Origin of the sequence: Flavobacterium pygoscelis, from assembly GCF_023162025.1 — a bacterium.
GTDB classification, from domain to species: Bacteria; Bacteroidota; Bacteroidia; order Flavobacteriales; family Flavobacteriaceae; genus Flavobacterium; species Flavobacterium pygoscelis.
The window spans coordinates 385,006-397,024 of the sequence record NZ_JALNUB010000002.1 but is presented as its reverse complement, the minus strand read 5'-3'; the positions used below and the strand labels follow the sequence as shown (position 1 = coordinate 397,024).

The 12,019-nt window shown below is 31.9% G+C and carries 11 protein-coding genes; all 11 read right to left on the bottom strand.

What is annotated here, in order from left to right; translation table 11 throughout:
- Nucleotides 1-262 precede the first annotated feature (262 nt).
- The 11 genes from MW871_RS03910 to MW871_RS03860 all read right to left on the bottom strand — a co-directional run bounded on the left by MW871_RS03910 (nt 263) and on the right by MW871_RS03860 (nt 12,014).
- Nucleotides 263-1,114 carry a tetratricopeptide repeat protein gene (locus MW871_RS03910; protein WP_248427628.1) on the bottom strand — a complete coding sequence of 284 codons (852 nt, stop codon included), beginning with the start codon at nt 1,112-1,114 and terminating at the stop codon, nt 263-265.
- Between the two features lie 161 nt (nt 1,115-1,275).
- Nucleotides 1,276-2,496: a thioredoxin-like domain-containing protein gene (locus MW871_RS03905; protein WP_248427627.1), complete on the bottom strand. Its 1,221-nt coding sequence runs from the start codon at nt 2,494-2,496 to the stop codon at nt 1,276-1,278.
- Between the two features lie 739 nt (nt 2,497-3,235).
- The gene (gene trpA, locus MW871_RS03900; RefSeq protein ID WP_248427626.1) at nt 3,236-3,997 is read right to left on the bottom strand and encodes a tryptophan synthase subunit alpha; all 762 of its coding nucleotides are present in this window, start codon (nt 3,995-3,997) and stop codon (nt 3,236-3,238) included.
- A gap of 244 nt (nt 3,998-4,241) precedes the next feature.
- Nucleotides 4,242-5,423, bottom strand: coding sequence for a tryptophan synthase subunit beta (trpB, locus tag MW871_RS03895; protein ID WP_248427625.1), 1,182 nt, complete (start codon nt 5,421-5,423; stop codon nt 4,242-4,244).
- A gap of 12 nt (nt 5,424-5,435) precedes the next feature.
- Nucleotides 5,436-6,047: a phosphoribosylanthranilate isomerase gene (locus tag MW871_RS03890; RefSeq protein WP_248427624.1), complete on the bottom strand. Its 612-nt coding sequence runs from the start codon at nt 6,045-6,047 to the stop codon at nt 5,436-5,438.
- 155 nt (nt 6,048-6,202) lie between these two features.
- Complete coding sequence (gene trpC / locus MW871_RS03885; protein WP_248427623.1) at nt 6,203-6,982, bottom strand: indole-3-glycerol phosphate synthase TrpC; 780 nt, start codon at nt 6,980-6,982, stop codon at nt 6,203-6,205.
- 131 nt (nt 6,983-7,113) lie between these two features.
- Nucleotides 7,114-8,106, bottom strand: coding sequence for an anthranilate phosphoribosyltransferase (trpD, locus tag MW871_RS03880; RefSeq protein WP_248427622.1), 993 nt, complete (start codon nt 8,104-8,106; stop codon nt 7,114-7,116).
- Between the two features lie 63 nt (nt 8,107-8,169).
- A complete protein-coding gene (locus MW871_RS03875; RefSeq protein WP_210646196.1) occupies nt 8,170-9,006 on the bottom strand; it encodes a c-type cytochrome in 837 nt (278 codons plus the stop codon).
- A gap of 52 nt (nt 9,007-9,058) precedes the next feature.
- Nucleotides 9,059-9,673: an anthranilate synthase component II gene (locus MW871_RS03870; protein ID WP_248427621.1), complete on the bottom strand. Its 615-nt coding sequence runs from the start codon at nt 9,671-9,673 to the stop codon at nt 9,059-9,061.
- Nucleotides 9,674-9,728: 55 nt separating this feature from the next.
- Complete coding sequence (locus MW871_RS03865; RefSeq protein WP_248427620.1) at nt 9,729-11,129, bottom strand: anthranilate synthase component I family protein; 1,401 nt, start codon at nt 11,127-11,129, stop codon at nt 9,729-9,731.
- 315 nt (nt 11,130-11,444) lie between these two features.
- Nucleotides 11,445-12,014, bottom strand: coding sequence for a YceI family protein (locus tag MW871_RS03860; protein WP_248427619.1), 570 nt, complete (start codon nt 12,012-12,014; stop codon nt 11,445-11,447).
- Nucleotides 12,015-12,019: the final 5 nt, after the last annotated feature.

Genomic DNA, 12,019 nt, shown 5'->3' with positions numbered 1-12,019 from the left:
AAATGGTTAATTTACTAATTTGCCTTTTAGATACAAGTATGTTCAAAATGTTACATTTCTCTTAATATATTTTTATAAGAGGATATATCTTATTATCTCGCAGCGATTTTTCAGGATTACCGCTAAAATCTTGGCGCTACAAGATGTTTGGGAGTAAAGAAGCGAGATTTTTCCATTAAACATAAATTTTCCAAGTATAAAACCATCTTTAAATTCAGCCTAAAACCCCAATCTCGACAAACGGCTGTTAGTAGCAGTTTTTTTATTTATTCAATTCAGTTTCCATAATAATTAAATTTTTTGTGTACTTATTTTCAGATTTCGACCATTTTTCTGCTTCAGTTTTCCACGTTTTAAATTTAGTCTTATCTTTTATTTTAAAATATTCGTAAGCTAAATTATAAGCGGTTTCTTGAATGAAGTTTTGCTCTGTACATATTTTGGTCATTGTTGTATATGTTTCTACAACTTTTTCAAAATTCACAAGTTTTGTATAAGTGTAAGCTAACTCTTTATATGTGTAACATTCTTTTGGGTTTTCTGCAATTGATTTTTTTAATGATATTTCAGCTTTGTCGAATTTTCCTAAAGCATTATAAGAAAATGCTAATTCAGTTTGCAAGCCTTTAAATTTTGAATCTATTTTTTCTGCTTTTTCTAAAAATGTTAAAGCTTTTTCACACTCGTTCCAACCGTTATATATATAACCCCAACGAAATAATCTGTTTACTGAATTCTCATCAGTTTTATATGATTTTAACCAACTTGGTGTTTTATCAATATTTAGCTCTTTAAATTTTGATTGAGGTATTTCAGCAATTGCAGTTTTGCTTGGTTCAAGTCTAACCTTAATAAAGCCAACTTCATTTTTAGTTTCACTTTCTATTCTGTTGAATTTACCATTATTATCAATTTTAAATTTCCCTTCATAGTTTAGTGTTAATCCCGCTTCTGAATCAATGTAAATAAATCCGAAAACATACGTGCTGTCTTTGTCTATTTGGTATGAAATCCATTTGTCTTCACATTCAGTATTTTTTTTGTCAAATTTCAGAATATTTTGTGCTGTTAAATTAATTGAGAAAAATGTAAAAAGAATTAAAATGTATTTCATAGAATGTTGTTTTTTAGTTGATTGGGGTAATATAACCGCAAACGTCTTGGCGCTTGGAGAGGTTGCGAACTTCGGAACAGAGATTTTTCTGCTAAGATAAAATTTCTTGCGAAAGATAAACGTGAATTAACCACTTATTTCGCAATCTCGCAAAACCGCTGTTACCTGCTGGCATTGTTAATTTCATTAATTATTTCGTCTTTAAGTTTATCGGAATAGCCTTCATATTTTTTTATTAATTTACCATTTCGTTCAAATAAAAAGAAAGTAGGAGTTGAGAAAATTCGATATTTAGAAAAAGTTTCACTTAATCGACCCTCTTTATCCCACAAAAAAATCCAATTTTCACTATGTTTATTTCTTATGTTTTTGAAACCTTCTTCAGTTTTATCAACATAAAATGTTATAATTTCTAAATTATCTTTTAGATTTTCTTTTAAATCTTCTAATGCAGGTATTGCTTTTAAACACCAACTACATTTATCTGTTGAAAAATCAAGTAAAACATATTTTTTATCGAAATATTCAGAAAATTCTACTAAATTATTTATCTTATCAGACGCTTTAAAATTTAAATACTGCTGACCAATTTCAAGATTTTTATATTTTAAAAACGAAATAATACTTTGAGCATAAATGCTTTTTTTGAAATAAGGTTTAAGCTTTTTTACAAAGTTTGAAAGTTCTTTGTTAGTGTATTCAGTCTTATAAATAGTTAACAGATAAAGCGAATATTCTGAATTGATATTATTAGCTATGAATTCATTTCTAATTTCATCCAATTTATTATCAATAACTATAATTTTACCTAAAGGCTTTGTTTTGCTCCAATATGCTTCTTGTAAGCTATCATTCCATTTATTTTGACTTCTCAATAAAAACATTTCGTTTAAATTTTCATCTCTCTCTTTATTTAAATTATTTTGTTTATTATCTAATTCAAACCTTTCCTTGTCAAATTTAGAACCATTTGTTTTTATTTTAAATGGGAAATCTTCAATTTTTGCGTTTAATTGTACATTTTCGTTTGCTATGAATAATGTGGTATAATTAAATTTGTCCTCTTTTTTGATTGTTAGATGAACAATCGATGGATTCTCTAAAACACCTTTTAAAGTAAAAATACCATTGATTAAAACACAACTATCTAAAACGATATTTTCTTTTTCAATTCTAATTATAGAATTTTCCTCAAAGCCTTGTAAATTTCCACTAATATTAAAATTACTTTGAGAAAAAACGACAGTATTTAATAAAATTAAAAAATAAGAAATATTAAATTTATTCATTGATTTTGTATTTTTAACGATTTTCAAATATGCTTGCAGGTAACGTCTTGGCGCTTGGCGAGGTTGGGGAGTAAAGATGCGAGATTTTTCCATTAAACACAAATTTTCCAAGTACAAAACCATCTTTAAATTAAGCCTAAAACCCCAATCTCGCCAAACGGCTGTTGGTGGCAGTTTATTTACGTAATATTTCATTTTGCATTTCATTACTGAAAAGAAAGATTATTTGAAATATTGTTATCATTATTGGAAAGACATATGAAACACAATAAAATTTTATTTTTAGCATTTTAATTTTAGATGATTCTGAAACAGTTGTGTTATTTTTTATAACATTAATTTGATTACTCATAAAGTTTAGAATTAAAATTGCTAAAGAGTAAAATAGAATAATTGGAATCAATTTATATGAAATATTATCAATAATTAAGTTCAAAACAATAAATATTAATGTTACATAAAAAGAATATTTAAGATTTTTCCAATTTTTATTTAAGAGAAAAGTAACGATTAACAAGTTTATGCAAATGATTATTATTGAGTTAATTATCTCCATTTTTTATGTATTATTTTAGTTTTATATTCGTGATTTTGAGGTTAAATTGCCACCAAATTGTATATATGTATGACTTTATCATACCTATATAACCAAATCAGGGTAGATAAGTATAGAAACGTTCCTACATTACTTTATTTCAAATATATAAAATAATTTCTTACAAATTTATATTTATGCAGTTTTACCATAAGAAAAATGTTGTTATGCGTATAAAAAAAAAACGGCAGTTAAAACAAATTTTAAATGCCGTTTTTGATTATCAAAAAATAAAATTTAAATTATCTCCTCTACAAATTCCTTGATTTTTCCAGTTCCATTTTGGGTTAGATGTTTGATAAAAGCACTTCCTATAATGGCACCTTTAGCATATTGAGTGGCTTGGTTAAAGGTTTCTTTATTGCTAATTCCAAAACCAATTATTTGTGGGTTTTTTAAGTTCATGTCAGAGATGCGCTTGAAATAATCAGCTTGTTCCGCACCAAAACCAGTTTGTGATCCTGTAACACTTGCCGAACTTACCATATAAATAAATCCATCAGATACGCTATCAATAAAGTTAATGCGTTCTACTGCAGTTTGTGGCGTGATTAGAAAAATATTTTTTAATCCGTATTTCTCAAAGGTTGCTTTGTATTCATCCGCGTAAACATCAACAGGAAGGTCCGGAATAATTAATCCATCAATCCCTATTTCGGCACATTTCTGGCAGAAATTTTCTATTCCGTATTGTAACATCGGATTAAAATAGCCCATAATCACTAAAGGAATGGTTACTATTTTTCGGATGTCTTTTAGTTGATCAAACAAAACTTGAGTGGTCATTCCGTTATGGAGCGCTTTTGTTGAGCTGGCTTGAATGGTTGGTCCATCTGCTAATGGATCACTGAAAGGCAAACCAATTTCGATCATATCGACACCATTTTTTTCTAAATCTTGAATGATTTGAACGGTATCGTTTAAATTAGGATATCCAGCAGAGAAATAGATGGAAAATATCTTTTTGGTTTCTTGTAATTTTTTATTTATTCTGTTCATTTTATATTTTTTTCTACTCTTTTAACAATCTTTAAGTATTTGAATTATTAGATTTAAAAGAGAATTAATTTGTTTTTTGACCGTCAATTTTTTAAAAACTATATAAGTTGTTTTATTGGATTCGCGTAAGGGATTGCAGTGTAAATCCTTTTCCTTTTTTTCTTAAAAAAGGAAAAGATTGCAACGAAAAGCCCGCCCGCCGCTGTAACGCTAGTGAAAGCGGGGAAACGCCCCAAAAGATCTTTTATAATTTAAAATAATCGATATATGTATTCAAATCTTTATCGCCTCGGCCGGAAAGATTGATCACTACGATGTCCTCTGGTTTAAATTTCATTTCGTCCAGAACGGCAAAGGCGTGCGCGCTTTCTATAGCGGGAATTAAGCCTTCCATTTTAGACAATTTGATTCCCCATTGCATGGCTTGATCATCTGTAATAGACACAAATTGGGCTCTTCCTGTAGCGAACAAATGCGCGTGCATGGGGCCAACTCCTGGATAATCTAATCCTGCAGAAATAGAGTAGGGTTCTGTGATTTGTCCATCAGTAGTTTGCATCAACAATGTTTTACTACCGTGAATAACACCTACTTTTCCTAACGCTGATGTAGCAGCACTTTCGCCAGAATGAACGCCTAAACCGGCAGCTTCGACAGCAATTATATTTACGTCTTCATTATCAAGGAAATGGTAATAGGTTCCGGCAGCATTACTACCACCACCAACGCAAGCAACCACATAATCCGGGTTTTCACGACCTTCTTTCTCTAATAATTGTTCTTTGATTTCTTTAGAAATTACGCTTTGAAAACGCGCTACCATGTCTGGATAAGGATGCGGTCCCACAACGGAGCCAATAATATAGTACGTATCAACGGGATTATTAATCCAATCTCGAATGGCTTCATTTGTAGCATCTTTTAAAGTTTTAGACCCTGACATTGCCGGACGAACCTCGGCGCCCAACATTTTCATACGAGCCACGTTTGGCGCTTGGCGCTTAATATCGACTTCGCCCATGTACACAATGCATTCTAATCCCATAAGTGCGCAAACAGTAGCGGTTGCAACACCGTGTTGTCCTGCACCCGTTTCAGCAATGATTCTGGTTTTACCTAATCGTTTTGCTAAAAGGATTTGGCCGATGGTGTTATTGACTTTGTGCGCTCCCGTATGACACAAATCTTCTCTTTTTAGATAGATTTTAGTGTTGTATTCTTCTGATAAGCGTTTTGCAAAATAAAGCGGTGTAGGACGACCCACATATTCTTTTAGCAAAGCATCAAATTCAGCTTGGAATTCAGGTTCCGCTGTTATTTTTAAATAGTTTTGGCGTAGTTCTTCGACATTTGGGTATAACATTTCAGGAATGAAGGCACCTCCAAATTCTCCGTAATAGCCTTTTTCGTTTACGTGGTATGACATGATTTTTTCTTTTTATTGTTTTATATTTGAGATACGAATGATCGCATCTTTAGATAATTCTACATTCTTTAATCCGGGTTCTATTTCAAATTTGCTATTGACGTCAATGGCATGAATGGGTAATTTTGTTTTCAATATTTCTTGTACACTTTGTAATTCCTCAATTCCAATTCCGCCGCTTAGAAAAAAGGGTTTTGTAGAAGGATAATTTTCAAGTGTTTTCCAATCGAATGTTGTTCCGTTTCCTCCCGGTAATTTTCCTTTAGTGTCAAAAAGGAAGTAATCACAAACGGTTTCATAAGGTTTTAAAAGTTCAAAATCAAAGCTATCATCCACTGAAAACACTTTTATAATTTCGATTTCAGTGTGCATTTTATTTTTTAATTCTTTACAGAACGTAACAGATTCTGAGCCGTGCAATTGTATGGCTTGTAAATCGTGCTTTTCGGCTTTCGCCAAAATTTCGTCTATAGTTTCATTTACAAAAACCCCAGTTTTCTTAATCGATTTCGGTAAAATTGGAATAATTCCATCAAAATAACGACTTGATTTTGCCCAGAAAATAAATCCCATATAATCGGGTAGGAGCGATGCTACTTCGAGTATGTTTTCATGATATTTCATGCCGCAGATTTTGATCCCAAATTCCCCCGCCCCCCGAAGGGGGAATTGTTGCGGCGGATTTATACCGCAATTTTTATTGTTATTATTTCTTGAAAATGATTGCATAATAAAATTTATTTATCTGTTGCTAGTTCCCCCTTCGGGGGTTAGGGGGATTAAATTTTACTAATAAACTCTTTGGCTGCCTTTCCAGCATTATCCGTTTTCATAAAATTTTCTCCTATTAAGAAACCTTTGTAACCAAATGGTTTTAATTCGGTTATTGCTTCAATTGACGAAATGCCACTCTCTGATACTTTTACGAAATCATCTGGAATTTGTGCTGCTAATTGCTTGCTGAAATCTAAACTCACTTCGAATGTTTTTAGGTTCCTGTTATTTACGCCAATCATATCTAGTGTAGGCATTATTGATTTTTCTAATTCTTCTTGATTGTGTACTTCAAGTAAAACTTCTAGGTTTAAACTTTTTGCAAATTCAGATAGTGATTTGATTTCTTCACGAGTTAAAACTGCAGCAATTAGTAAAATTAAATCGGCTCCGTGGGCTTTTGCTTCTAGTATTTGGTATTCGTCAACGATGAATTCTTTTCGTAAAAGTGGAATATTGACCGAGGCTCTAGCCAAAAGTAAATCGTCTAACGAACCTCCAAAATATTTTCCATCGGTTAAAATTGAAATTCCGCAAGCACCAGCTTCTTCATATCCTTTTACCACTTCTTCGACAGTAAAACCATAATTGATTTCTGCCTTTGAAGGCGAACGACGTTTGTGCTCGGCAATAATTCCTGAGGTGCTATTTTTTAAACTTTTACTCAAAGAAATAGTCTTTTTTTCGAAGAAAATCGATGCTTCCAATTGAGAAACTGGAATGATTGATTTCTTGAGAATAACTTCTCTTTTTTTGTCGATTATAATTTTGTCAAGTATATTCATATTTGTTTTTACTGCTAAGGAATTCTTTTAATCTTTTTTTGCCACTAAGGCGCAAAGGCACTAATTTTTTATTCTGTGTTAATCTGTGTACAAATTTTTATCCTGCAAGTACTTAGATTCTTAATTTGTATTTATCTACTCAATTCTTGTAATTTCTTCAAAGATAAAAGTCCTTTTCCAGACAGTAAACTCTCTTTTGCTATTTGAAATCCTTCTAAAGGACTACATTTTGTCACCGTCGCAATGGCCATTCCTGCATTGGCACAAACCACGTTATTTTGCGCTTCAGTTCCATTGCCTGATATAATATCGATAAACATTTGCGCCGATTCATCAATAGTAGTTCCGCCTTCTATCTGGCTTTGCGCCAAAAGAGAAACACCAAAATCTTCTGGATTCACCATTCCTTCTCGATTGTTAGTTATCATCTTCGTTGGTCCTGTTAGTGATACCTCATCATAACCATCAAGCGAATGCAAAATCGTGAAATTTGTGTTTGTATTTTGGTACAAATAGGCATACATTCGTGCCAATTCTAAATTGAAAACACCTACTAATTGATTTTGAGGAAAGGATGGATTTACCATTGGCCCAACCATATTAAAAAAGGTTTTTACTGCTAATTCTTTTCGGATGGGACCTACGTTTTTCATCGCAGGATGAAATAAAGGAGCGTGCAAAATTGCAATTCCAGCTTGGTCAATACTACGTTCTAGAAAATCAGATTCATTGCTGAATTTAATTCCTAATTTCTCCATGACATTACTAGATCCTGAAATAGAAGAGAGACCGTAATTTCCATGTTTAGCAACTTTAATTCCAGCTCCTGCAGCTACAAATGATGCTAAAGTAGAGATGTTAAAAGTATCTTTTCCGTCACCACCCGTTCCACATAAATCAACCGTATTGTAAGCCGATAAATCGATGCGAATACACAAATCAAGTAAAGCTTCACGAAACCCAGAAAGTTCGTCGATACTTACACTACGCATCATGTAAACAGTCAAGAAAGAGGCGATTTGGCTAGTATTGTAACTGCCGTTGGAAATGTTTACTAAAACATTTTTAGCTTCTTCCTTCGAAAGCGTTTCATGATTGATCAATCTGTTTAATATATTTTTCATTTTTTTTTAAGATTCAAATGGGGTATATGATTTTGGATTCTTTTTTTTAAGGCTAATTAAATCCTACTCGCTTTTTTTATGTTGTGCCATGTATTTTAAATAATCAACTATTTCTTGGGACTGCTGTTGGGTTATTCCTAAAGTCGGCATTTTTACTTTATGTCTAAAAGAGGCAGGATTAACTATATAAGCAACCAATTCTTTTTCCTTCCAATACTCGGTAACACTTTTTGGATAGTTTAATTCTGGGCCCATAGTTCCTCCAATTTCATTTATGGCATGACAGGTAATGCATTGATTTTGAAATAAATTATAGCCTATTTCAACTTTTTTATTATCTATAGGAAATAATTCATTACGGGATGTATTACTAGGTTCAAGATGAATTTTTATCAAATTATAAGGCCATTTGTAACGGCTATCTTTTTCTGAAACGGATTCGTAAACGATATAAAAAGGCGTAGCGTCCATTTCGTTTTCATTTTTAATTATTTTCTCCCATTTCAAACCTTTTGGAGCTTCGACATCTTGGAAGGCTAGGAAAGATTTGGTGTTCAAAAATAATTCTAATGGCATTTCGGGTTTGTAACCGTCAATACACTCAAAAACAATTTTAGTGTTTTTTATATCAATTGTACTTAATTCAACTTGGCTTTTAATCAATTTTTCAGCGTTTACTGCTTTGTATTTTTTTATTTTATGATAAACAGGATCATTAACAATTGTAACAATGGTATCTTTTCCTAACTTATTTTTTGCTTGTAAATCAAGCAAGTCCAATGTTATTTTTTTTTGCGTAGAATTTCTAGTTTCTATTTTTTGCTCCGTATTTTGATGACAAGAAATAAAACTGAAAGTAAGTAGTAAAATAAATACAATATGGATTTTGACTATTTTCATTTTTTAAAAATAAAAGTGGAACCGATTTTTAAGGACTGCTAATTATTAATTATTAGTTTTTTACCCAGTTTTCTAATATCTTTTTTCCATTTGGTGTTAGCACGCTTTCAGGATGAAATTGTACGCCTCGGACATCAAAAGTTCTGTGGCGTAACGACATTACCTGCCCATTTTCGTCAAAAGAAGTTGCTTCTAGAACATCTGGTAAATTAGTATCTACAACCCAAGAATGGTAGCGACCTACTTCAAATTCGTTTCCTAAACCTTCAAATAAAAGCTCATCGTCAACCACTGTTTTTACCATTGTTGCTACTCCATGATAAACATGATCTAAGTTAGAAAGTGTTCCGCCAAAAACTTCGCCAATCGCTTGTTGTCCTAAACAGACTCCAAAAATACTTTTTGTTGAAGCATATACTCGAATTACTTCTTTTAGCAATCCTGCTTCATCTGGAATTCCTGGGCCTGGAGAAAGAAGTATTTTATCAAAAGATGCAATTTCTTCAATATCAAATTCATCGTTTCTAAAAACGGTCACCTCACAATTTAAATCTTCGAGATAATGCACTAAATTATATGTGAAACTATCGTAATTGTCTATGACTAGTATTTTTCCCGTAGCCCCCGAAGTTGGAACTGTTGGTTTAGTTGTATTTTTATTTTCCATTTTAAAATTTTTTAGTCTCGTCTTCCTCCCCTTCGGGGACGGCTTGGGAGGGGATTTATATTGTTTCGGCTAAATCTAAAGCGGCATTTAACGCTCTTAACTTGTTGTAAACTTCTTGCATTTCGCTTTCTTCATCAGAGCTGGCAACAATTCCTGCACCGGCTTGTGAATGCAATTGATGGTTTTTACTGAGGAAAGTACGAATCATTATAGCATGATTAAAATTACCTTCAAAATCCATGAAGCCAATCGCTCCTCCATAAAAATTACGATTTGTTTTTTCGTAGTCTTCAATCAATTGCATAGCGCGATGTTTAGGCGCTCCGCTCAAAGTTCCCGCAGGAAATGTATCGGCAACTACTTGCATGGTTGTGGCTTTTTCATGTAAATGTCCCGTTACTTTTGAAACTAAATGAATTACATGCGAGAAGAATTGTACTTCTCTGTATTTTTCAACGTTCACATCATGACCATTGCGACTCAAATCATTTCTGGCTAAATCTACTAACATTACATGTTCGCTGTTTTCTTTTTTATCTTCTGATAATTGTTTGGCAAGAACGGCATCCTTTTCGTCATCACCTGTTCTTTTGAATGTTCCTGCAATAGGATGGATTTCCGCTTTACGATCTTTTACGATAATTTGAGCTTCAGGAGAAGATCCAAATATTTTAAAATCGCCATAATCAAAAAAGAATAAATAGGGTGAAGGGTTTATGCTTCTCAAGGCGCGATATACATTAAACTCATCTCCTTTAAAACCTTGAGTAAATCGTCTGGATAACACCAATTGAAAAACATCGCCTCTAAAACAATGTTTTTTAGCCAAAGAAACATTGTGCTTGAATTCATTGTCGGTTAAATTAGAGAAACCTTCTCCTTCTTTACTGAATTTATAAGAAGCAATATTTCGGGATTGCAGTAATTGCTCAATCTCTGAAATGTTGTTTCTATCATCGACACTATGACAAAAAATATATGCTTCATTTTTGAAATGATTAATCGCAATAATATTTTGATAAACTGCATAATAGACATCAGGAATCGTATTACTATTTTCTTTTTTGGCAATAGCTACTTTTTCAAAATAACGAACTGCATCATACGAAATGTATCCAAATAATCCGTTATTGATGAATTTAAAATCATTTTTCTCTGATTTAAATTGATGTGAAAACTCCTCAATGATTTGTGGTATATCAGTATTTGAGTCGATAATTATTTTCTCAACATTTCCGTCAGGATACGTTTTAGAGATAGTCTCATTTTCAATTTTTATCGAAGCAATAGGATTACAACAGATGTAAGAGAAGCTATTATCATTACCGTGGTAATCACTACTTTCTAATAACAAACTATTCGGGAATTTATCTCTAATTTTAAGATATACACTCACAGGAGTGATCGTATCAGCGAGAATTTGTTTGTGTTTTGTATTTAAGATATACTGTTTCAAGAGAAATAAATTTAATAATTACTATTTTATTGGCACAAAAAAAAGGCTTGTCGTGATGACAAGCCTTTTATATTTATAGTTCAAATAATACTATAGGAGCTTAGTTCACGACGTTTGACGTAAATTGTTCCACCACCAAGTATTGTTTAAAATTGTGTTCATGTTTTATTTTATTGCAGCAAATATATAAATGTAATTTGATTATTCAAATAGATCAAATGTTAATTTTTTTATAAATGGTTTTATTTTTTCTTATTTAAAAAAATAAAACCCCAACAATTTCTTGCTGGGGTTTGTAAAATGGTGTTTTGTAAATTAGAATTTTAAAGCTACAGTTAAATCGAAATTATCATTGATAGCTTTGTCTCCTAGGTTATCAAAGAAACTTCCAGAACCATATTTAATATCATATTTAGTTCTGTCAATTTTTAAATTAGTTGTAGCAGTATTTGCTGTTGTAGCAAGATCAAAAATTACTGGTTTAGTAATGTTTTTTATTGTTAAATCAGCAGTTACGGTATATAAATTAGGTGATTTAGTAACAATTTTTTTGAAAACTAAAGTAGCTGTAGCAAATTTATCAGTTCCAAAAAAGTCATCCGCTTTTAAGTGACCTTCTAATTTCTCTTTACCTTGACCTTCTTTTAAGTCAGTTACAATCATTGAATTCATGTCTACTGTAAATGCACCACCTACAACATTTTTCCCTTTATAAACAAGACTACCGTCTTTTAGGTTTACTGTTCCTTCATGTTGTCCTGTTACTTTTTTCCCTGTCCAGTTGATTGTACTTTTTGTAACATCTACTTTTTTTGTTTGTGCTGATACTGATGTTGTAGCTAGAACTACTACTAATGCTAATGCAATTGCTTTAAAATTTTTCATTTTTT

Coding starts and splice junctions, on each gene's coding strand:
- MW871_RS03910 (WP_248427628.1), bottom strand. CDS start 1,114: ATGAAATACATTTTAATTCTTTTTACATTTTTCTCAATTAATTTAACA.
- MW871_RS03905 (WP_248427627.1), bottom strand. CDS start 2,496: ATGGAAAAATCTCGCATCTTTACTCCCCAACCTCGCCAAGCGCCAAGA.
- trpA (WP_248427626.1), bottom strand. CDS start 3,997: ATGAACAGAATAAATAAAAAATTACAAGAAACCAAAAAGATATTTTCC.
- trpB (WP_248427625.1), bottom strand. CDS start 5,423: ATGTCATACCACGTAAACGAAAAAGGCTATTACGGAGAATTTGGAGGT.
- MW871_RS03890 (WP_248427624.1), bottom strand. CDS start 6,047: ATGAAATATCATGAAAACATACTCGAAGTAGCATCGCTCCTACCCGAT.
- trpC (WP_248427623.1), bottom strand. CDS start 6,982: ATGAATATACTTGACAAAATTATAATCGACAAAAAAAGAGAAGTTATT.
- trpD (WP_248427622.1), bottom strand. CDS start 8,106: ATGAAAAATATATTAAACAGATTGATCAATCATGAAACGCTTTCGAAG.
- MW871_RS03875 (WP_210646196.1), bottom strand. CDS start 9,006: ATGAAAATAGTCAAAATCCATATTGTATTTATTTTACTACTTACTTTC.
- MW871_RS03870 (WP_248427621.1), bottom strand. CDS start 9,673: ATGGAAAATAAAAATACAACTAAACCAACAGTTCCAACTTCGGGGGCT.
- MW871_RS03860 (WP_248427619.1), bottom strand. CDS start 12,014: ATGAAAAATTTTAAAGCAATTGCATTAGCATTAGTAGTAGTTCTAGCT.